This window comes from Sphingomonas benefaciens, assembly GCF_052907485.1.
On the sequence record NZ_JBREIC010000001.1, the window covers coordinates 1277694 to 1298817 of the forward strand.

Below are 21124 nucleotides of genomic sequence, written 5' to 3' on the forward strand. Positions count from 1 at the left end.
CGGCCCGCGGAGCGGTCAGGCGCCGTTGATCTTCTGACCCATGTTGTCGCTCTCGCCCTCGTCGGCGGCATGATCGGTCGCGGTCTTCTTCGCGCCCGTCCGCGTGCCGCCGCCACGCCCGGTTCCCAAGCTGCCCCGCGCATGGTCGCCACCTTTCGCAGTCACCGCACCCGGATTCCCGCCCGCACCTTTCTGAGCCATCGCCGTCACTCCGCTGGAAGGACGGCATCAACCGGCCCGAGCGTCTCTCGTTCCCAGCAATTACAGTGACTTAGATCAGTCGAAAGGCAGCGATGGGCGCGCGCCGCCCCCCCGGCCGCCGGCCGGTGCCCCCGCGTCTATGCGCGAACTTCGTCAACTTTGCTCGCCGCCCCGGCCCGACGGCAGGCGCCGTCACCGAGCGATGTGCGGTCAGGGGCGCACAGCCTCGGCGAGCAGCCGCTTGCCGCGCAGGTACATCTCGATCCGGGTCGCGGTGAACAGGCCGAGCGCCAGCGCCATCAGCATGTCGGTCACCGCCATCGGATCGAAGCCCATCGCCGCGCCCTCGACGCCGGCGACCTGCCGCGCGCCGGTGCGCACCGCGACCAGCGCCAGCAGGAACAGCATCGCCGCCGGCGATCCCGTCTGGTTGAGGCTATGCGTCTCCGGGTCGACGGTCAGCCGCATCATCTTGCCGCGCTGCCAGCCCAATGCCGCGCCGAGGCCGAGCGCGATCAGGCAGAACAGCCAGGCGAGGCCATGCGGCGGCTTGGCGGAGAAGGTCGCGACCAGCGCCACGGCATAGAGGGCGGGCACGATCCACAGCCGCTCCAGCTTCAGCGGCTTCACCCGCTGCATGCGCCGCCAGCGCAGCGCCATCACCACCGCGATGATCACGGCGGTGACGGCGTAGCTGATCCATCCTTGCGTATCGTGTGTCTGCATGAGTCCCCACCCCTGTTACCGGGGTGGAGGCTAGCGTCACTCCGCGGCTTGCGCCAGCGGCCGTTCCTTCCATACCAGCACCGGCTTGCGCGCCGCCAGCGTCTCGTCCAGCCGGGCCCGTGGTGCGAAATGCGGCGCGGTCTTCAGGCTCTGGTCGCCCGCCTTGGCCCGTTCCGCCACCGATCGCAGTGCACCGACGAACTGGTCGATCCCCGCCTTCGACTCGGTCTCCGTCGGCTCGACCAGCATCGCGCCGTGGACGACCAGCGGGAAATACATGGTCATCGGGTGGAAGCCTTCGTCGATCAGCGCCTTGGCGATGTCGATCGTCGAGAAGCCCTCGGCTAGGCCGGCATCGCTGAAGATCGCCTCGTGCATGCACGGGCCGCTGCCTGCAAACGGCGCGTCGAGCGTGTCCTCGAGGCTGCGCAGGATGTAATTGGCGTTGAGCACCGCATCCTCGGCGACCTGGCGCAGGCCGTCGGCACCGTGGCTGAGGATATAGGTCAGCGCGCGGGTGAACATGCCCATCTGGCCGTGGAAGGCGGTCATCCGCCCGAACGTATCGGGATGATCGTCGCCGGCCGTCTCCTCCTCGACTAGCTGGATATGGCCGTCGCCATGGCGCGCGGTGAACGGCAGCGGCCCGAACGGTGCCAGTGCCTTGGACAAAACCACCGGCCCCGACCCCGGCCCGCCGCCGCCGTGCGGGGTGGAGAAGGTCTTGTGCAGGTTGATGTGCATCGCGTCGACGCCGAGGTCGCCCGGCCGCACCCGTCCGACGATCGCGTTGAAGTTGGCGCCGTCGCAATAGACGTAGCCGCCCGCGGCATGCACCGCATCGCTGATCTTCTTGAGGTCGCGCTCGAACAGGCCGCAGGTGTTCGGGTTGGTGATCATCACCGCCGCCACGTCGGGACCCAGCCGCGCCTCCAGCGCCGCCAGGTCGACCCGGCCGTCGGCCGTCGCCGGAATGTCCTCGACCGTGAAGCCGGCGAAGGCGGCGGTGGCGGGGTTAGTGCCATGCGCGCTCTCCGGCACCAGCACCACCTTGCGATGCCCCTCGCCCCGCTTCTCCAGCGCCGCCTTGATGCACAGTATGCCGCACAACTCGCCATGCGCGCCCGCCTTGGGGCTCATCGCGACGCCTTCCATGCCGGTCAGTTCGATCAGCCAGAAGGCGAGCTCGTTGATCACGCCCAGCGCACCCTGCACGGTGTCGACCGGCTGCAGCGGGTGAACGTCGGCAAATCCGGGCAGCCGCGCCATCTTCTCGTTATGCCGCGGGTTGTGCTTCATCGTGCACGAGCCGAGCGGAAACAGGCCGAGGTCGATCGCGTAATTCTGGCGGCTGAGGCGGGTGTAGTGACGAATCGTCTCCGGCTCCGACAGGCCGGGGAGGCCGATCGGCGCCTTGCGCGTCAGATCGCCGAGCCGCGATCCGGCCACGTCGCCGGCCGGGAAGTCGACGCCGGTCGTCTTGTCGTCACCGATCTCGAAGATCAGCGCCTCTTCCAGCATCAGCGCGCGATTGCCGGTGAAGGTCGCCGGCGCCCCGCCGTCCTTTGCCTCGGGCGCGGTCGGCTTCCAGCCGCTCTGGTTGATCGTCATGCCAGCACCTCCTCAAGCGCCGTGGCCAGCGCCTCGATATCCTCGTCGGTCACCGTCTCCGTCACCGCGACCACCAGTCCGTTGGCCAGGCTGGCCTCGCCCGGATAGAGCCGGCCGAGCGAGACGCCGGCCAGCACGCCGCGGTCGGCGAGCGTCCGCACGATCGGCCGCGCCTCCTTGCCGAGGTCGAGCGTGAACTCGTTGAAGAAGGTGTCGTTGACCACCCGCACGCCGGGCACCTGCGCCAGCCGCTCCGCGGCGCGGCACGCCTGCGCATGGTTGATCCCCGCCAGTCGGCGCAGCCCCGCCTCGCCGAGCAGCGTCATGTGGATGGAGAAGGCCAGCGCGCACAGGCCCGAGTTGGTGCAGATGTTGCTGGTCGCCTTCTCGCGGCGGATATGCTGCTCGCGCGTCGACAGCGTCAGCACGAAGCCGCGCTTGCCGTCGGCATCGACCGTCTCGCCGCACAAACGGCCGGGCATCTGGCGGACATATTTGTCCTTGCAGCCGAACAGGCCGACATAGGGGCCGCCGAACTGCAGGCCGACGCCCAGTGACTGGCCCTCGCCGACGACGATGTCCGCGTCCATCTCGCCCGGCGCCTTGACCGCCCCCATCGCCACCGGCTCGGTGACGACCGCGATCAGCAGCGCCTTCTTGGCATGACAGGCGTCGGCGAGCGGCTGCAGGTCGGCGATGCGGCCGAGGATGTCGGGATATTGCACCACGACGCAGCTGGTGTCGTCGTCGATCGCCGCGACCAGCGCATCGACGTCAGCATCCGCGCTCAGGGTCGGCAAGGCGGTTTCCAGCGCATCGCCAGTGTACTTCGCCATGGTCTTGGCGACGCTGACGTAATGCGGATGCAACCCGCTCGACAGGATCGCCTTGGCCCGCTTGGTGATGCGCCGCGCCATGCCGATCGCCTCCCAGCAGGAGGTCGAGCCGTCGTACATGCTGGCGTTGGCAACGTCGGTGCCGAGCAGCCGCGCGACCTGCGTCTGGAACTCGAACAGCATCTGCAGCGTGCCCTGCGCGATCTCCGGCTGGTAGGGCGTGTAGGCGGTGAGGAACTCGCCACGCTGGATCAGATGGTCGACCGAGGCTGGCACATGGTGCCGATAGGCGCCGCAGCCGAGGAAGAAGGGCACTTCGCCAGCGACCATGTTCTTGCGGGCAAGCGCGGTCATGTGCCGCTCGACCGACAATTCGCTGGCATGCAGCGGCAGGCCGGCGATCGGCCCGTCCAGGCGCGCCGCCTCGGGCACGTCGACGAACAGTTCGTCGATGTGATGGACACCGATCGTCGCGAGCATCGCCTCGCGGTCAGGGGACGTCAGGGGCAGGTAGCGCATTCGTTACTCCTCAACCCCTCCCCTTCAGGGGAGGAGCAAGGGGTGGGGTTTCGCCCCGAACGCCATCGCCCGTGGAGGCGCCCCACCCCAATCCCTCCCCTGATGGGGAGGGGCTTGATCAATCACAGCTTCGCGACGAACGCCTCGTAGGCGGTCTCGTCCATCAGATCCTCGAGCTCCGACGAATCGGTCAGCGTGATCTTGAAGAACCAGCCGTCGCCTTCCGGATCGGAATTGACCAGCGACGGATCGTCGCCGAGCGCGGCATTGCCCTCGATGACATGACCCGACACCGGCGAATAGACGTCCGACGCGGCCTTGACCGACTCGACCACCGCGGCCTCGTCGCCCTTGCTCAGTTGCTTGCCCTCTTCAGGCACGTCGACGAACACGATGTCGCCGAGCTGGCCCTGGGCGTAATCCGAAATGCCGACCGTCCCGGTCTCGCCGTCGACGTCGATCCACTCATGGTCTTCGGTGAAGTAACGGCTCATCTCACTTGGCTCCTGCACGGATATAGCGGTGGGGAACGAAGGGCATCGCCGCGACGGTAGCGTCGTGGAGCTTACCCCGCTGGATCAATTTGAGCTGGGTGCCCGGCGTGGCGAGCACGGCGGGCACATAGGCCATGCCGATCGGCGCGCCAACGCTCGGCGCAAAGCCGCCCGAGGTGACACGGCCGATGATGGCGCCGTCGGCGTCGACGACGCTCGCGCCCTCGCGGACCGGCTGGCGCCCGGCGACGGACAGGCCGACGCGCTTCACCGCCGGGCCGCTCGCCCGCTCGTCGAGGATGCGTGCGGCGCCAGCGAAGTCCGCCGCCTCGCGACGCCGCTTGGATAGCGCGAATCCGAGATCGGCCATCACCGGCGTCGTCTCCGGATCGAGATCGTGGCCATAGAGCGGCAAGCCGGCCTCGAGACGCAGCGAGTCGCGCGCGCCCAGGCCGATCGGCTTGACCTCTGGCTGCGCGCAGACCGCGGTGGCGAAGCCTTCCGCGCTGTCGGCCGGCAGCGAGATCTCGAAACCGTCCTCCCCCGTATAGCCCGAACGGCTGATCCACAGCGGCGTGCCGTTCCAGCTGAACGCGCCGGCGGTCATGAACACCAGCGTATTTACGCCGGGCACAACGCGCACCAGAGCGTCGACTGCCTTCGGCCCCTGCAACGCGAGCAGCGCCTGCTCGTCCATGAGGTTGATGACGACGTCCTCGGGCAGCACGTCGAGCAAATAGGCAACGTCATCATATTTGGTCGCGCCGTTGACGACCATGTAATGGCTCGCCTCGCCGAACGGATGCCCTTCGGGCAGCGTCGTGACCATCAGGTCGTCGAGGATGCCGCCCTCGCTGTTGAGCAGCAGCGAATAGCGCATCTTGCCCGCCGCGAGTCCGGCCACGTCGCCCGGCAGCACCGTCTCGAGCGCCTGAGCCACGCCGTCACCGGTCAGGCCGACCTGCCCCATGTGGCTGACATCGAACAGGCCTGCATTCTCACGCGTCCACAGATGCTCGGCCATGATGCCCTCATATTGGACGGGCATCTCATAGCCAGCGAAGGGCACCATGCGGCCGCCGCGGGCGCGATGCCAGCCGTCGAGGGGAAGATGCTGGATCGCGGGCTCGTCCGCTTCGCCGTCGAGCCGTTCCAGTTCGGCGTCCTGCGCCTGTTCGATCACCGCGTCGCTCATCACCCGGGCCTTTCAAAAGGGCAACAGGCCGCGGCGACGTGCCGCGTCCTGTCGGAAACCCCCTCTGTCACGGAACCTGAGAGCTTTGACCCGCGCCGGCGCGCCGTGCGGGCTTACCCCTTCGGTGGCCCCTGAAAGGGGCGCTTTCCAGAGTGTCGATGGCGGTCGCGCGGTCCCGTGTGCCTGAGAGATTCCGGGGTGGTTGCTCCTTCGGCGGCCCCCTTCACGAAGGCTCTCTCCCGCGCGCGCCTATGCGGGTTGACCCGCATCGACTTGGCCCCGCTCTGACTGCGCGCCCGTGCCAAGTCAATCGGCAAACGACCGATCGACGGTTCAGCGTTGTGCGTTGTATTTCAGCTGGTCGTTCGTCAACTGGAACCCGACCAAGGCCTCGAACGAGGCGCTCAGCACCGCCTGGCGGATATCGGGCCGGCTCAACGGATCGGTCGCCGCATCCTCTTCACCGGCCTTGCGCTTCTTGGTCAGCTCGCGGCGCACGTCGTCGGACAGCGTCGCGGCGGCACGCGCCACCTGGGTCGAGGCCTGCCCGGTCGCCTGCGCGCGCGCCTGCCCGGCGTCGAAGTGGACGCGGACCTGGCCGATCCGCTTCGCCGTCACCTGCGTCCCGCCACGCACCACCGCAATGTAGAAGGGCAGCGTGACGTCGCGCGCCGAGTCGGTGCGGGTGCGGCGGGCGAGCACCTCGAACGTCACCGTCGTCGCGATCTGCTCGCCAGCATCGTTGCACGTGCCGCGGACGTTGGTCATGTCGGCAACGACATCGATCGCGCTGGCATCCTGGCTGGTCGCCGGATCGAACAGCGTGACGTCGCCGGTCCCCGCGGCGACGCCGACGGTCGGACAGGCCGAGCGCACGGCCGAGATTCCGCCTTCCACCACCTCGCCCTTGCCGGCGCAGCCGCCGAGGACGAGCGCGAGGGCGCAAGGGGCGAGAAGCGAGCTTTTCACGGTGAACGCGTACCTTTTCGAACGGGCGACACATCAGACCGGGTCGCCCCGGCCAAGCGGCGCGCACCATAGGAAGCGCCTTTCGTGCACGCAAGCAATCGCGTAGAGCGTGCGCCATGGCCTCCATCGTTCCGACCGCTCCGGCGCCCGCCGGCGACAAACCCGCGCTCGAACTGCTGATCGCGGCGCCGCGCGGCTTCTGCGCCGGTGTCGACCGCGCCATCCGCATCGTCGAACTGGCGATCGAGAAGCATGGCGCGCCGGTCTATGTCCGTCACGAGATCGTCCACAACAAGTTCGTCGTCGACACGCTGAAGGCGAAGGGCGCCGTGTTCGTCGAGGAACTGGATCAGGTGCCCGACGGCAAGCCGGTGGTCTTTTCCGCGCACGGCGTGCCCAAGTCGGTACCCGCCGCGGCGCAAGATCGTGGCCTCGACTATCTCGACGCTACCTGCCCGCTGGTCTCCAAGGTGCATCGCCAGGCGGAACGGCATGTCGATGCAGGCCGGCACATCGTGTTCATCGGCCACGCCGGCCATCCGGAGGTGATCGGCACGCTGGGTCAGGTGCCGGCTGGCGCCATGTCGCTGATCGAGACGGTCGAGGACGTCGCCGCCTTCACCCCGGTCGATCCGTCAAACCTCGCATTCCTCACGCAAACAACGCTATCGGTGGACGACACGGCGGCGGTTGTTGCTGCACTGCAGCATAAGTTCCCGTCTATCCAGGGCCCGCGGGGCGAGGACATCTGCTACGCCACATCGAACCGTCAGGCAGCGGTGAAGGTGATCGCGGCATCGTGCGACGCCTTGCTGGTCATCGGCGCGCCCAATTCGTCCAACTCGCTGCGGCTGGTCGAGGTGGCGGAGCGCGAGGGGACGCCGGCACGGCTGATCCAGCGCGCCGACGATCTCGACTGGGCGTTCCTCGACGGGGTCGGCACGCTCGGCATCACCGCCGGCGCCTCCGCGCCCGAACTGCTGGTCCGCGAACTGGTCGACCGTCTCGCCACCCGCTTCGACGTCACGGAACGGGAAGAGGAGACGACGCGGGAGACGATCGCCTTCAAGCTGCCGCGCGGGCTCGAAGCAGCGGCTTGAGGTGGCGGATCCGGGTCAGTCGATGGCGACGATCTGGTCGATGGTGTCGATCTCGACACTGTGCTGGTAGCGCGCCAGCGAACGCGGCCGTCCGACCACGAGATTGGCGATCGGCCGCGCGCGGATGCGACCACGCACCGTCACCGTCTTGCCTTTGAGATAGGTTTCGGGCGGCTGGCCGTATTTTTTCTCCAGCATCTTCGCGACGATCGGTCGCATCGAGAAGGTGACGTCGTCGGCCCCGCGATAGTCGGGGGCGGAGTTCAGGAACACCGCCTTCAAATTGCGATCGGTGGCGGCGACCGTCATGCGGAAGGTGCCGCTGTTCGCCCGTTCGGGATGCGCCTCCGCCAGAGCGATCGCGGCGGGCGGATCGAGCACCGCAGGTGCGGCGGCGGTCTGAGCGGCGAGCGTGGCGAGCAGGAACGCGATCGGCATGGCGGCTTCCTTCGTGTCGTGGACGACCAAGGGCTTGTAGGCAGGGGACAATCCAAGGCGCCAGTGAATAGCGCGTCATCCTGCCCTTTCCTTCCGGCGCGGCGGCGGGCAGGAGGTGCAGGATCGGGGCAGGGAGTGGCATGGCAGTCTATACGCAGGTCTCGGCGGAGGCGCTCGGCCGCTTTCTGGAACGCTATGACGTCGGCGCCCTGGTGTCGGCCAAGGGCATCGCCGAGGGCGTCGAGAACAGCAATTATCTGGTCGACACCAGTGATGGCCGGTTCATCCTGACGCTCTACGAGAAGCGCGTCGATGCCGGCGACCTGCCCTTCTTCATGGCGCTGCTCGACCATCTCGCGGCGTGCGGGCTGCCGGTGCCGCCGGCGATCCGCGACCGCGACGGCATCGCGATCCAGACGCTGGAGGGCCGGCCGGCCTGCCTGATCCAGTTCCTGCCCGGGGTGTCGGTGACCCGCCCCACCCCCGCCCAGGCCCGTACCGCCGGCGCCGCGCTCGCCGATCTGCACGCCGCGGTCGCCGATTTCGACGGCGGGCGGCCCAACAGCCTGGGGGTCGCCGCCTGGCGGCCGCTGCTCGACCGCTGCGGCGGCGACCTCGACACCATCGCGCCCGGTCTGTTCGCCCGCGTCGATGCCGCGCTGGCGGACGTCGAGGCGGCATGGCCGCACGACCTGCCCGCCTGCGTCATCCATGCCGACCTGTTCCCCGACAATGTGCTGATGCTCGCCGCACAGGTCACCGGGCTCATCGATTTCTACTTCGCCTGCCGCGACTTGCGAGCCTATGACGTCGCCGTGATGCACACCTCCTGGGCTTTCGATCCCGTCGGCACGCCACTTCCCGGTGTCGGCGCCTCACTGATGACCGGCTACGGCCCGCGCCTGCTGACGGAAGAGCGCGCCGCACTGCCGGTGCTGGCACGCGGCGCCTGCATCCGCTTCCTGCTGACCCGCGCCTGGGACTGGCTCAACACGCCCGCCGATGCGCTGGTGACGCGTAAGGACCCGCTCGCCTACCTGCGCCGGCTCGACTGGTACGACGCCCATCCGGAGGCGTTCGCATGACGACGCCGACCAGCCTGGTCGAGATCGCCACCGACGGCGCGTGCAAGGGCAATCCGGGGCCCGGCGGCTGGGGCGCGGTGCTGCGCTTCGGCAGCCATGAAAAGGAACTGTCCGGCGGCGAGCCGATGACCACCAACAACCGCATGGAGCTGACCGCCGCGATCAAGGCGCTGGAACTGCTGACCCGCCCCTGCCACGTCAAGCTGTCGACCGACAGCAAATATGTGATGGACGGCCTGACACGCTGGATCCACGGCTGGCGCAAGAACGGCTGGAAGACCGCGGACAAGAAGCCGGTGAAGAATGCCGAACTATGGCAGGCCCTGTTCGCCGCGACCCAGCGGCACGAGATCGAATGGATCTGGGTGAAGGGCCATGCCGGCCATCCCGACAATGAACGCGCCGACAAATTGGCGAGTGACGCGGCGATCGCGGCGGGGAAGCCAGCCGCCTGATCTTTGCGGCCTGACACGTCGGGCCGGCGGATGACGGCTTAAGGGCGCCGCCCGATCCCGGACGAGTCCGATCGATCAGCCGGACACATCCGTGAAGCGGGTCGGCGCGTAGCGGTCGACGTCGATCGCACCGACGAAGGCGGGTGGCGCCCGGTCGAGCAGCAGCGCCGCCGCCAGCGCTGCCGCTGCCGGCGCGGTCTGAATGCCGAAGCCACCCTGACCGGCGAACCAGAAGAAGCCCGGCATGCGGGGATCGAACCCATAGACCGGCAACCGGTCGGGCGCGAAACTGCGCAGCCCGGCCCAGCGCCGTTCCAGTCCGGCGACGCGCCAGTCGACCGCGCCTTCGAACCGGTCGATCGCGACCGCGACGTCGATCTCCTCCGCCGCGGCGTCGCACGGGTCGCTCGGCGTTTCGTCGCTGGGGGTCAGCCACAGCCGGCCACCCGCCTCCGGCTTGAAATAGAAGCTGCCGGCGATGTCCTCGACCAGGGGCAGGCGTGGCGGCGGTGCAGGATCGGTGCGCAATTGCACCATCGTGCGCCGGTGCGGCGTGATGCCGAGCGGCGGCACGCCGGCGAGTCGGGCGATTCCATCGGCCCAGGCACCTGCCGCGTCGACCAGCAGTCGCGCGGCGAAAGGACCGGCCGCCGTGTCGAGTCGCCAGACGCCGTCCTGCCGCGCGGCGCCACGAAGGACGGCCGAGGTGACCAGGGTGCCGCCGCTCCGTCGCGCGGCGGCGAGGTAATCGCCATGCAATGCCGCGACGTCGATATAGGCGCAGGTCGGCTCGGCGATGCCGATCGTCCAGCCGGGTCGCAGCCGCGGCACGACGCCGGCCGGATCGACCGTGTCGAGCGCGACGCCCGATCCGGCAAAGGCGGTGAGAAAGGCCTCGGCCGCCGCCGCGTCCTGCGCCCGGCCGATGTGCAGCGAGCCGAGCGGATCGAGGTAACCGCCGTCGCGCAGCGTCGCGCCCGACGCGCTGGTCAGCGGCTGAATCGCCGGGCCGCCATAGGTTTCCGACCAGAAGGCCGCGGAGCGGCCGGTGGCATGATAGCCCGGTCGGTCCTCCGCCTCGAGTAGCAGCACGCGCGCGGCATCGCCGATCGCCGCAGCAAGGCTGGCCCCGGCGATGCCCGCACCGACGATCGCGACGTCATGGATCATGCGGCACGGTCAACGAATGGGGGTCGGCGAGGAAGGCATCGATCAGGCCATAGGCGCGCCGGCGCACCGCGTCATCCTCGCGCAATATCTCGTGCGCCGATTCGGCGCCGAACCGCTCCAGCCGGCAATCGGGCAGCTTCGCCGCGACGCGGATCGCCGCCGCCGCGTCGACCAGCCCGTCCGCCTCCGCCACCAGCATCAGCGTCGGCGTCGTCACCTGCGCCAACCGTGGGTCGCGCTGCAGCCGCGCGCAGGCGTCCAGCGCCTCGCGCACCCAGGCCCAGCTCGGCGGGCCGAGCAGCAGATCGGGTGCTTGGCCGTACCAGAAGGCCTCGTCGGCGTAGCGATCGGCCGAATGGGTCAGCAGCCGCTGGCGATGGCCGCTCGAGCGCGCATCCTCGCGTACCTTCCAGGCGGGGCGGGCCGGATCGCCGGCCATGGTCATCAGTCGCGCCAGCCAGCCGCCGATCCGCGCGCCGACCGGCGAGCGGACGCCGAGCATCGGCGCGACCAGCACCAGCGAATCGGGATCGATCCGTCGCTCAATCAGCGCCCGCAAGGCGAGATGCCCGCCCATCGAATGGCCGAGCAGCGCCGCCGGCCCGTCCGCTTCCGCGCGCCATTGCCGCCAGAAGTCATCGAGATCGGCGATCCACGGCAGGAAGCTGGCGGCATGGCCGACGCGCGGATCGGCGGCGAGCCGCCCGGACCCGCCCTGCCCGCGCCAGTCGAACGCGGTTACCGACCAGCCGCGGTCGTGAAGATGGTGGATCACCTCGAGGAACTTCTCGATGATGTCCGCGCGCCCGCCCTGCACCAGCACGCGGCCGCGCGGATCGGGATGGGGCCAGTCGAAGCGGCGGTGCGCCCAGCCGTCGGGCGCGGTCCAGCACGACAGGGTCGATCCCGCCGGCCATGATCGCCGCAGCGCGCGGGCCGAATCGACGTCCGCATCGGCGATCGTCCGGGTCCGGTTCATCGGCGGCGCGTCGTGGTTACGTTTTCGCAAGCCATATCATCTACCTGTCACGGGTCATGGGGTGGCATCAACTTCTTGCCGTGGCGCTGGCCGGCGCGCTCGCTCTGCTGCTGATCGCGGCGGGTGTCGAGGATGCACGCCGGCGCGAGATCGCCAATTGGAAGAATGCCGCCATCGCGCTCGCCGCGCCGCTCTGGTGGTATGCCAACGGCCTCGGCTTGGGCGACGTCGCCTGGCAGCTGGGTATCGGCCTCGCCGTCTTCTTGATCTTCGCGGGCGTCTTCGCGGCCGGCTGGATGGGCGGCGGCGACGTCAAGATGATCGCCGCGCTGGCGCTCTGGCTGCCGGCGGGCGCGCTGCTCAACATGCTGATGCTGATGGCGCTGGCCGGGGGCGTAATCACCGCGCTGATGCTCGTCGACAGCAAATTGCGCCGCCGGTCGGGTGCGGTGGAGGTGCCCTATGGCGTCGCCATCGCCGCCGCGGCGCTGCTCACAATATCGCCAACCGGATTTTAACCGTTCCAATGCAATGTGATGCCGGTTCAACTGCCGGTGCGCTGAAAGGCCCCAAGTACAATGGATAGTCGCAAGCTCGTTTTGCTGGTGGGCGCCTTGCTGGTCGCCGGCATCACGGCATTCTTCGCCAAGACGCTGATCAGCGGCGCCGCCACGCCCCAGGCATCCGCCATGGGTCAGCCGGCGCCCGTGATCGATGGCCCCGAAGTGCTGGTCGCGACCCGCGCCCTGCCCGTCGGCACGATCCTCGACGCCACCGCGCTGAAGTTCCAGCCATGGCCGAAGGACCTGGTCGACGGTGCTTATTATATCAAGGGCACGACCGATCTCAAAACGCTGCAGGGCACGGTGGTGCGCAATGCCATCACCGCAGGCCAGCCGGTGACCACCGGCGCGCTGGTCAAGCCGGGCGATCGCGGCTTTCTCGCCGCGGCGCTCGGGCCAGGCATGCGCGCCGTGACGGTCAGCGTGTCGGGCCAGGCGGCGGTGGCGGGCTTCGTCTTCCCGGGCGACCGCGTCGACCTCGTCCTCACCCAGTCGGTGGCCGGCGGCGGCGATGGCGCCCCGCTGAAGGTGTCGGAAACGATCATGCGCAATATCCGCGTGCTCGCCACCGACCAGCGCACCGACAATGTCGTCGGCGAGGACGGCAAGACCAAGGTCAGCAACTATTCCAACGTCACCTTCGAAGCGACGCCCAAGATGGCGGAGCAGATCGCGGTGGCCAAGACACTAGGCGACCTGTCACTGTCGCTGCGCAGCCTGGCGGACAGCCCCGCCGAGCTCGAGGAAGCGATCGCCAACGGCGGCGTCAAGGTGCCGGCGAACGGCGATGCCAAGGCCGAAAAGGCGATGATGCTTGCCGTCGCCAGCCAGCCGCAGGTCGGCAATTCGACCTTCGCCACCGGCGGTGACGTGTCGCGCTTCCAGCGGTCGACCGTGCCGGCCAAGGCGTCCGGCTCCGCCGTTGCCGGCGGCGTCAATACCGCGGGCGTGCCGATGCCCGGCGGCGCCCCGGGGGCGCCCAATGCGACCGTGGCGGGCGGTGCCGCCGCCGGCGTCCCGACGGGGCCGGTGGTGCGCGTCGCGCGCGGCAATTCTGTGACCGTGGTGCCGGTCGGGGGGAACAAGTAACATGCGCACGCTCTTCATTCCGCTGACGATCGCGCTGGCCGGCGCGGCAGCGGCCCCGACCGGCGCGCGGCCGACGACGCCCGCCCCGGTGACCGGTTCGGGTCTGGTGCAGGTCAACACCGGCCGCGGCCGGCTGGTGACGCTGCCCCGGCCGATGACCGACGTCTTCGTCGCCGACGACGGCGTCGCCGACGTGCAGGTCCGCTCGCCCACCCAATTGTACATCTTCGGCAAGAAGCCCGGCGAGACGACGATCTCGGCGACCACCAAGGGCGGCGCCGTCGTCTATGCCAGCACGGTCCGCGTCGGGAACAATTACGACTCGATCGGCGCGATGCTGCGGCTGGCGATGCCCGAGGCGCAGATCGTCGCGACGCCGATGAACGGCCTCGTCCTGCTGACCGGCACGATCGCCAGCCCCGGCGACGCGGCGGAGGCGGAACGGCTGGTCCAGGCCTATGTCGGCGACAGCACCAAGGTCCTGTCGCGGCTGAAGACCGCGACGCCGCTGCAGGTTAATCTGCAGGTCCGCTTCGCCGAGGTCAGCCGCACCTTCATCAAGAACGTCGGCGTCCGCCTGACGACCAGCGACCGTCCAGGCGGCGGCTTCCTGTTCGGCAGCGACTCGTCAACCGCGTCGGCCGGCACGATCAGCTACGATGCGACGACGGGCGCGAAGACCTCGACCTTCACCACGGGCGCGAATCGCACGACGCTTGGCATCGCCGGCCGCCTGCTCGGCACCGACATCCTGTCGGCGATCGACCTGGGCGAGACGCTCGGCCAGGTGACGACGCTCGCCAATCCCAATCTCACCGCGCTGTCGGGTGAGACGGGGACGTTCCTCGCCGGTGGCGAGGTGCCGATCCCGATCGCGCAGGCGCTCGGCACCGTGTCGGTCGAATACAAGCAATATGGTGTCAGCCTTGCCTACACGCCGACCGTGCTTGCCGACGGGCGCATCTCGCTGCGCGTCCGGCCTGAGGTGTCGCAGCTCGACTATTCAAACGCGGTGACGCTGAACGGCACGCGCGTGCCGGGCCTGTCGACCCGCCGTGCGGAGACCACGCTCGAGCTCGGCTCGGGTCAGAGCATGATGATCGGCGGCCTGCTGCAGAACAGTCACAACAATTCGATCGACAAGACGCCGTTCCTCGGTGACCTGCCGATCATCGGCTCGCTGTTCCGCTCGAACAACTTCCAGCGCAGCGAAACCGAATTGGTGATCATCATCACCCCCTATCTGGTCAAGCCGATCAACAACGCCGCCGACGTCGCGCTGCCCAGCGACGGCTATCGCGCGCCCACCGACGCTCAGCGCATCCTGATGGGTGAGGTCGGCACCGGCGTCAGCGGTGGCCGCCGACCCGTGCCGACCATGGCGACCGGCCGCTATGCCCCTGCCCCCACGATCGGCGCGGCGGCCAGCGTGCCGGCGACGCCGCAACGCGACCCGGCGGCGGCGACGGCCGATCCCCGCACCACCCGCAAGTCAAAGGCGGCGGCCACCGTGCCCGCCCCCGGCTTCTCCAACTAAGCGCGCGAAGGACACTCGCATCATGATCCGCTCGCTCCTCCTCGCGTCCCTCGCGGTCCCGGCGCTGCTCGTCGGCGGCTGCATGGGCACCGAAAACCGCGGCGTCGAGTCGGTCCACCAGCCGGTGGTCGATCGCGCCAGCTACGCCCTCGATCTGGCGGTGCGCGGCAGCGCCCTGGCGCCCGGCGAGGACCGCCGGCTCGCCGGCTGGATGGACGGCATGCGCCTCGGCTTCGGCGACGTGGTCGCCGTCGACGATCCGGGCTATGCCGCCCCCGTCGCGCATGACCAGGTCGCCGGCGTCGTCGCGCGCTACGGCCTGCTGCTGTCGACCGACACGCCCGTCACCAATGCCCCCGTCGCGGCCGGCGCGGTGCGCGTGGTGGTGACGCGGATGCGCGCTTCGGTGCCGGGCTGTCCGGACTGGAGCCGCAACAGCAGCAACGAATTCGATGCCAATGCCTCGTCCAATTATGGTTGCGCGGTCAACAGCAACCTCGCCGCGATGATCGCGCGGCCGAGCGATCTGGTTCACGGCGCCGACAGCGGCCCGGTCACCGATCCGATGCTGACCAGCAAGGCGGTCGACGCCTATCGCAAGAAGGCACCGACCGGTGCCGGCGGCCTGCAGGCCGCCAGCGCGGGAGGGAAGTAAGATGAACGCACCCTGGAAACCCGGCAGCACCGGCCTGCGCGACCCGTTCGCCGCCTATGTCTGCGACGAGACCACCGCCGAGACGCTGCGTCCGGTCGTCGCCGAACTGGGCTGGGCGGTCGAGAAGGTCCACAAGGGCGGTCTGCGCAATGCGGTGCAGTCGCTGTCCGTGTCGGCAAGCCCGCAGATCCTGTTCGTCGACCTCGCCGAATCGGGCGACCCGCTCAACGACATCAACGCCCTCGCCGAGGTCTGCGAACCGGGCACGGTGGTGATCGCCGCCGGTCAGGTCAACGACGTGCGCCTGTACCGCGACCTCGTCGCCAGCGGCATCCAGGATTATCTGCTGAAGCCGGTGCATCCGGACATGCTGCGCGAGGCGTTGGGCCATGCGCAGGCGATGCTCAACGCGCCCAAGCCGATCGACGCCGAACCCGACCGGCCGCACCTCGCGACCGCGGTGATCGGCACGCGCGGCGGTGTCGGCGCTTCGACGCTGGCGACCTCGCTCGCCTGGCTGCTCAGCGAAAAGGAGAAGCGGTCGACCGCGTTGCTCGATCTGGACGTGCACTTCGGTACCGGCGCGCTGGCGCTCGACCTCGAGCCCGGCCGCGGCCTGACCGACGCGATCGAGAATCCGAGCCGCATCGACGGCCTGTTCATCGAGCGGGCGATGGTCAAGGCGTCGGAGAAGCTCGCCGTGCTCTCGGCGGAAGCGCCGATCAACGCCCCGCTGATGACCGACGGCGCCGCCTTCTACCAACTGCAGGAGGAGATGCGCGCCGCGTTCGAATGCACCGTCGTCGATCTGCCGCGCGCGATGCTGGTCCAGCACCCGCATCTGATCAGCGACATCCAGACCGCGGTGATCGTCACCGAACTGACCCTTGCCGCGGCGCGCGACACGATCCGCATCCTGTCCTGGCTGAAGACGAACGCGCCGCAGACGCGGGTCACCGTCGTCTGCAACCGCATGCATCCAACCGCGCAGATCGAAATCAGCCGCAAGGATTTCGAAGGATCGATCGAGCGCAAGATCGATCACGTCGTCCCCTTCGACCAGAAACTTGCGGCACAGGCGGCGAAGCTCGGCAAGCCGCTGGCCGAGGCCGGCAAGAATTCGAAGACGGTGGCGCCGCTGGTCGATCTGGCGGGCAGCCTGCTGAATGCGAACGACGAAATCGCCGACAGCATTGGCCCGGCCAAGGGCGGCAAGAACGCCAAGGGCAAGTCGCTGATCGCCTCGCTGCTCAACAAGCGCCCGGCCAAGTGATCGTCCGCCGGCATCGGCTTTAGGGAGCGCGGAACGGGACCATGACCATGATGCCCCTGCTGTTGATCGCGCTTGGCGCGGCGGCGGTGCTCGGCCTGCTCGCCTTTGCGTTCGCGGGCCCGTCGCCGCAGCGGGCGCAATCCCGCCGCATCGCCGCGTTGCGCGAGCGCCATGGTGAGGGCGCGGCGATCGCCGATGCCCAGATGCGCCGCATCACCGCCGGTCGCGAACAGACCAAGACCGACATCGCCTTCGGCAAGCTGCTGCCGAATCCGGCGCAACTCGCCAAGCGGCTGGCGATGACCGGCAAGGACTGGACCGTCGGCCAATATGGCATGGCCAGCGTCGGCCTGCTGGTGGTGACCGCCGGCCTGTTATGGCTGCGCGGCGCGCCGCTCATCCTGGGCCTGTTCATCGGCACGATCGTCGGCGGCGGCATTCCGCACTTCGTCGTCGGCAAGTTCATCCAGCGCCGCATCGCCAAGTTCACCGCCAAATTCCCCGACGCGATCGAGCTGCTGGTGCGCGGTCTGCGCTCCGGCCTGCCGGTGACTGAGACCATGACCGTCGTCGGTCAGGAGGTCGATGGTCCGGTCGGCGAGGAATTCCGCATGGTGTCCGACAAGATGAAGATCGGCCGATCGATGGACGGCGCGCTGCAGGACACCGCCGACCGGCTCGGCACGCCGGAATTCCAGTTCTTCGTCATCACGCTGGCCATTCAGCGCGAGACCGGCGGCAATCTGGCGGAAACCCTCGCCAATCTGGCGACGGTGCTCCGCCAGCGCAGCCAGATGAAGCTCAAGATCAAGGCGATGTCGTCGGAATCGAAGGCCTCGGCCTATATCGTGGGCTCGCTGCCGTTCATCGTCTTCGGCATGATCTGGATGATCAATTCCAGCTACATGCAGAACTTCTTCGTCGACCAGCGGCTGATGATCGCCGGCATCGGCGGGCTGATCTGGATGAGCATCGGCGCCTTCATCATGGCCAAGATGGTCAATTTCGAAATCTGACGGGCTGGAAAGAGACGCATCATGCAAGCACCCGGCCCTACCCTTCTCGGCGTCGACGTCATGTGGGTCGCTACGATCCTGTCGGGCGTCGCCGCCTTCGCGGTGATGGTCGCGATCTATGCGGCGACGACGGTCAGCGACCCGATGGCGAAGCGTGTCAAGGCGCTGAACGACCGGCGCGAACAGCTGAAGGCGGGCATCACCGCCTCGACCCGGCGCCGCGCCAAGCTGGTGCAGCGCAACGACACTGCCGACAAGATGCGCAGCTTCCTGTCGTCGCTGAAGGTGCTGCAGGACAGCCAGGTCAAGACCGCGCAGGTCAAGCTGATGCAGGCCGGCATCCGGTCGAAGGATTGGGCGGTCGCGGTGATCTTCGGCCGGCTGGCGCTGCCGATCGTGTTCGGCGGCCTCGCGGTCTTTCTCGTCTACGGCACCGACACCTTCGCCGATTACTCGCCGTTCAAACGCTATGCGATCGTCGCGGTCACCTTCCTGCTGTCGTACAAAGCGCCCGACATCTATCTCAAGAACAAGATCAACAAGCGATCGGACGCGATCCGCAAGGGGCTGCCCGACGCGCTCGATCTGCTGGTGATCTGCGCCGAGGCGGGCCTGACCGTCGACGCCGCGTTCAACCGTGTCGCCAAGGAACTGGGCCGCGGCTTTCCCGAGCTGGGCGACGAATTCACCCTGACCGCGATCGAGCTCGGCTTCCTGACCGAACGGCGGCAGGCGTTTGAGAATCTCGCCATGCGCGTCAACCTGGACGCGGTGAAGGGCGTCACGACGACGATGATCCAGACGGAGAAATACGGCACGCCGCTGGCCTCCGCCCTTCGCGTCCTGTCGGCGGAATTCCGCAACGAGCGGATGATGCGCGCGGAGGAAAAGGCGGCGCGCCTGCCCGCGATCATGACGGTGCCGCTGATCCTCTTCATCCTGCCGACGCTGTTCATCGTCATCCTGGGCCCGGCGGCCTGTTCGATCAGCGACGCCTTCTAAACACCGTCACGGCGAACCCATCACACGGCATCCTCCCCGCGTGCGGGGAGGGTCGCGCTTGAACCAACCTCGCCGGTCGTCGTTGTCGTCCCGTAACAGGGAGGACCATGATGCTCTTCACCACCCCGACCCAGTTCGCCGCGCTCGCGCTGGCGCTGTTCGCCGGCTGGCTGTTCGGCCTCGCCAGCCATCCCGGTGGCCGCAAGTGGAAGACGCGCTACGCCACCGAGCGTGATGCGCATGCCGGCTATCGCCGCGACACTGATACCCGGGTCGCCGAGGCCAATCGCCGCATCGCCGAGCTGGAGGCGGAAAACAGCCGCCTGGCCAAGGCGCAGCCGGTCGCCGCGCCGGTGGTGACGACCACGGATGGCGCCGTCGCCGAACGGCCGACCCTGACCGATCGGCTGACCGGCCGGCAACCGGTGGCCGCGCGGGCCGCCCGTCCGGCCTTCGCCCCGCGTGACGCCAACCGCGGCTGGTTCGACTGGCGCTGACCTCGCTCGACTTGGGCCGGCAAAGCGGTCAAGGTCGCGTCATGACCCAGCCTCTTCGCACCGGCGGCCGCATCCTCGTCGACCAATTGCTGGCGAACGGATGCGAGCGCGTCTTCACCGTGCCCGGCGAGAGCTTCCTCGCCGTGCTCGACGCGCTGCACGATACGCCGGAGATCGACACGGTCACCTGCCGGCAAGAGGGTGGCGCGGCGTTCATGGCCTGCGCCGACGGCGCGCTCAGCCATCGGCCGGGCATCGCCTTCGTCACACGCGGGCCGGGCGCGACCAACGCGTCGATCGGCGTTCATGTCGCAATGCAGGATTCGCAGTCGATGATCCTGTTCATCGGCGACGTCGATCGCGGCACCCGCGATCGCGAAGCGTTTCAGGAGGTCGATTTCGCGGCGATGTTCGCGCCGCTCGCCAAATGGGCGGCGCGGATTGACGACGCGCGCCGCATCCCGGAATATGTCGCGCGCGCCTATGCCACCGCGATGAACGGCCGGCCGGGGCCGGTCGTGCTCGCACTGCCCGAGGACATGCTGCTCGATGAGGTCGAGGCGGTCGACCGCCCGCGGGTCGAGCGTACCCGTCAGGGCTGTGACGAGGACACGATCGAGCGGCTCGGCGACCTGCTCGCCACCGCCGAACGGCCGGTGGCGATCGTCGGCGGCGCCGGTTGGGACAGCGTCGCCGCGCAGGATTTTGCGGCGTGGGCGGATCGGACCGGCGTGCCCGTGGCGGCGGCATTCCGGCGGCAGGACGCCATTCCGAACGCCTGCCCGAGCTATGCGGGCAACCTTGGCTATGGCCCCAATCCGCAGCTGGTCGACCGTATCAAGGCGGCGGATCTGCTGCTCGTCGTCGGGCCACGGCTCGGTGAGGCGACGACCGACGGCTATGCGCTGATCACGCCGGACCATCCCGGCCAACGGCTGATCCACGTCCATCCCGATCCCGAGGAACTGGGCCGCACCTATCGGACCGATCTGGCGATCTGCGCCGGCATGACCGAATTCGCCGAGGCGCTGGTCGCGCTGGACGGACCGCCGCATCCCGGCGGCGCGGAGGCGCATGCCGACTGGCGCGCCTGGTCGACGCCGGCGGCGCGCGACGGCGTCGCGATGGACCTCGGCCGCTGTGTCGCGACGATGTGCGAGCAATTGCCCGCCGATACGATCATCTGCAACGGCGCGGGCAATTACAGCGGCTGGTGGCATCGCTATTGGCCCTATGCGGCGCCAGGCACGCAGCTGGCGCCGACCGCCGGTGCGATGGGCTATGGCCTGCCCGCCGCGATCGCCGCGGCGCTGCGTCATCCCGAGCGCAGCGTCGTCGCGCTGGCGGGCGACGGCTGCTTCCTGATGAACGGGCAGGAACTGGCGACCGCGGTCCAGCACGACGTGCGGCTGCTCGTGCTGGTCGTCGACAATGGCGCCTATGGCACGATCCGCATGCATCAGGAGCGGGAATTCCCCGGCCGGATCGCCGCGACGCAGCTTGCCAACCCGGATTTCGCCGCCCTCGCCCGCGCCTATGGCTGCTGGGCCGAGACGGTGACGCGGACGGAGGATTTCGCCGCAGCGCTGGGCCGCGCGCAGGCGGAGCCGGGTGTGCGCCTGCTCCACCTCAAGACCGATGTCGAGGTGATCACCGCCGGCACCACGTTGAGCGCGATCGCGCAACGCAACTAAACGCCGCGACGATCGCCGCC

22 protein-coding genes and 1 riboswitch are annotated in these 21124 nt (G+C 68.8%); of the genes, 12 read left to right on the forward strand and 10 right to left on the reverse strand.

Annotated features, from left to right (window positions below):
- Nucleotides 1-15: 15 nt before the first annotated feature.
- The 7 genes from ACU5AX_RS06325 to ACU5AX_RS06355 all read right to left on the reverse strand — a co-directional run bounded on the left by ACU5AX_RS06325 (nucleotide 16) and on the right by ACU5AX_RS06355 (nucleotide 6551).
- Entirely contained in the window at nucleotides 16-201 is a 186-nt protein-coding gene (locus ACU5AX_RS06325) for a hypothetical protein (protein ID WP_446690088.1), read from the reverse strand.
- Between the two features lie 210 nt (nucleotides 202-411).
- Nucleotides 412-927, reverse strand: coding sequence for a CcdC protein domain-containing protein (locus ACU5AX_RS06330; protein ID WP_446690089.1), 516 nt, complete (start codon nucleotides 925-927; stop codon nucleotides 412-414).
- Nucleotides 928-963: 36 nt separating this feature from the next.
- Nucleotides 964-2538: an aminomethyl-transferring glycine dehydrogenase subunit GcvPB gene (gcvPB, locus tag ACU5AX_RS06335; protein WP_446690090.1), complete on the reverse strand. Its 1575-nt coding sequence runs from the start codon at nucleotides 2536-2538 to the stop codon at nucleotides 964-966.
- A complete protein-coding gene (gene gcvPA / locus ACU5AX_RS06340; protein WP_446690091.1) occupies nucleotides 2535-3893 on the reverse strand; it encodes an aminomethyl-transferring glycine dehydrogenase subunit GcvPA in 1359 nt (452 codons plus the stop codon). Before gcvPA ends, gcvPB begins: the two co-directional genes overlap by 4 nt.
- A 122-nt stretch (nucleotides 3894-4015) precedes the next feature.
- Nucleotides 4016-4387 (reverse strand): glycine cleavage system protein GcvH, encoded by a 372-nt coding sequence (gene gcvH, locus ACU5AX_RS06345; protein ID WP_198352155.1) that lies wholly within the window; start codon nucleotides 4385-4387, stop codon nucleotides 4016-4018.
- Between the two features lies 1 nt (nucleotide 4388).
- The gene (gene gcvT, locus ACU5AX_RS06350; RefSeq protein ID WP_446690092.1) at nucleotides 4389-5582 is read right to left on the reverse strand and encodes a glycine cleavage system aminomethyltransferase GcvT; all 1194 of its coding nucleotides are present in this window, start codon (nucleotides 5580-5582) and stop codon (nucleotides 4389-4391) included.
- Nucleotides 5583-5742: 160 nt separating this feature from the next.
- A riboswitch (glycine riboswitch) is annotated at nucleotides 5743-5834 on the reverse strand.
- Nucleotides 5835-5915: 81 nt separating this feature from the next.
- Entirely contained in the window at nucleotides 5916-6551 is a 636-nt protein-coding gene (locus ACU5AX_RS06355) for a hypothetical protein (RefSeq protein WP_198352153.1), read from the reverse strand.
- Between the two features lie 116 nt (nucleotides 6552-6667).
- On the opposite strand from ACU5AX_RS06355, the gene ispH reads away from it, so the two are divergent.
- A complete protein-coding gene (gene ispH / locus ACU5AX_RS06360; protein WP_446690093.1) occupies nucleotides 6668-7651 on the forward strand; it encodes a 4-hydroxy-3-methylbut-2-enyl diphosphate reductase in 984 nt (327 codons plus the stop codon).
- Nucleotides 7652-7666: 15 nt separating this feature from the next.
- Here ispH and ACU5AX_RS06365 read toward each other — a convergent pair whose 3' ends face one another.
- Nucleotides 7667-8089 carry a hypothetical protein gene (locus ACU5AX_RS06365; protein ID WP_446690094.1) on the reverse strand — a complete coding sequence of 141 codons (423 nt, stop codon included), beginning with the start codon at nucleotides 8087-8089 and terminating at the stop codon, nucleotides 7667-7669.
- A gap of 140 nt (nucleotides 8090-8229) precedes the next feature.
- On the opposite strand from ACU5AX_RS06365, the gene thrB reads away from it, so the two are divergent.
- Entirely contained in the window at nucleotides 8230-9174 is a 945-nt protein-coding gene (gene thrB, locus ACU5AX_RS06370; protein WP_446690095.1) for a homoserine kinase, read from the forward strand.
- Nucleotides 9171-9629: a ribonuclease HI gene (rnhA, locus tag ACU5AX_RS06375; protein ID WP_446690096.1), complete on the forward strand. Its 459-nt coding sequence runs from the start codon at nucleotides 9171-9173 to the stop codon at nucleotides 9627-9629. Before thrB ends, rnhA begins: the two co-directional genes overlap by 4 nt.
- A gap of 75 nt (nucleotides 9630-9704) precedes the next feature.
- On the opposite strand, the gene ACU5AX_RS06380 is transcribed toward rnhA, so the two are convergent.
- Nucleotides 9705-10799 carry an NAD(P)/FAD-dependent oxidoreductase gene (locus tag ACU5AX_RS06380; protein ID WP_446690097.1) on the reverse strand — a complete coding sequence of 365 codons (1095 nt, stop codon included), beginning with the start codon at nucleotides 10797-10799 and terminating at the stop codon, nucleotides 9705-9707.
- On the reverse strand, nucleotides 10789-11778 hold the full coding sequence (locus ACU5AX_RS06385) for an alpha/beta fold hydrolase (protein ID WP_446690098.1): 990 nt from the start codon (nucleotides 11776-11778) through the stop codon (nucleotides 10789-10791). The genes ACU5AX_RS06380 and ACU5AX_RS06385 overlap by 11 nt, the downstream gene beginning before the upstream one ends.
- 56 nt (nucleotides 11779-11834) lie before the next feature.
- Here ACU5AX_RS06385 and ACU5AX_RS06390 point away from each other — a divergent pair, with 56 nt between their 5' ends.
- The 9 genes from ACU5AX_RS06390 to ACU5AX_RS06430 all read left to right on the forward strand — a co-directional run bounded on the left by ACU5AX_RS06390 (nucleotide 11835) and on the right by ACU5AX_RS06430 (nucleotide 21104).
- Nucleotides 11835-12296, forward strand: a complete 462-nt coding sequence (locus tag ACU5AX_RS06390) for an A24 family peptidase (protein WP_198352146.1) — start codon at nucleotides 11835-11837, stop codon at nucleotides 12294-12296.
- A gap of 60 nt (nucleotides 12297-12356) precedes the next feature.
- Nucleotides 12357-13430, forward strand: a complete 1074-nt coding sequence (gene cpaB, locus ACU5AX_RS06395; RefSeq protein ID WP_198352145.1) for a Flp pilus assembly protein CpaB — start codon at nucleotides 12357-12359, stop codon at nucleotides 13428-13430.
- A 1-nt stretch (nucleotide 13431) separates the two neighbouring features.
- Nucleotides 13432-14967, forward strand: coding sequence for a type II and III secretion system protein family protein (locus tag ACU5AX_RS06400; protein WP_446690099.1), 1536 nt, complete (start codon nucleotides 13432-13434; stop codon nucleotides 14965-14967).
- A 22-nt stretch (nucleotides 14968-14989) separates the two neighbouring features.
- Nucleotides 14990-15622: a CpaD family pilus assembly protein gene (locus ACU5AX_RS06405; protein WP_446690100.1), complete on the forward strand. Its 633-nt coding sequence runs from the start codon at nucleotides 14990-14992 to the stop codon at nucleotides 15620-15622.
- A gap of 1 nt (nucleotide 15623) precedes the next feature.
- Entirely contained in the window at nucleotides 15624-16895 is a 1272-nt protein-coding gene (locus ACU5AX_RS06410) for a CpaE/TadZ family protein (protein WP_446690101.1), read from the forward strand.
- 41 nt (nucleotides 16896-16936) lie between these two features.
- A complete protein-coding gene (locus tag ACU5AX_RS06415) occupies nucleotides 16937-17911 on the forward strand; it encodes a type II secretion system F family protein (protein WP_198352141.1) in 975 nt (324 codons plus the stop codon).
- A gap of 21 nt (nucleotides 17912-17932) precedes the next feature.
- The gene (locus ACU5AX_RS06420) at nucleotides 17933-18913 is read left to right on the forward strand and encodes a type II secretion system F family protein (RefSeq protein WP_198352140.1); all 981 of its coding nucleotides are present in this window, start codon (nucleotides 17933-17935) and stop codon (nucleotides 18911-18913) included.
- 107 nt (nucleotides 18914-19020) lie between these two features.
- Nucleotides 19021-19410: a hypothetical protein gene (locus ACU5AX_RS06425; RefSeq protein ID WP_446690102.1), complete on the forward strand. Its 390-nt coding sequence runs from the start codon at nucleotides 19021-19023 to the stop codon at nucleotides 19408-19410.
- Nucleotides 19411-19451: 41 nt separating this feature from the next.
- Nucleotides 19452-21104 carry a thiamine pyrophosphate-binding protein gene (locus tag ACU5AX_RS06430; RefSeq protein WP_446690103.1) on the forward strand — a complete coding sequence of 551 codons (1653 nt, stop codon included), beginning with the start codon at nucleotides 19452-19454 and terminating at the stop codon, nucleotides 21102-21104.
- The last annotated feature ends 20 nt before the right edge of the window (nucleotides 21105-21124 follow it).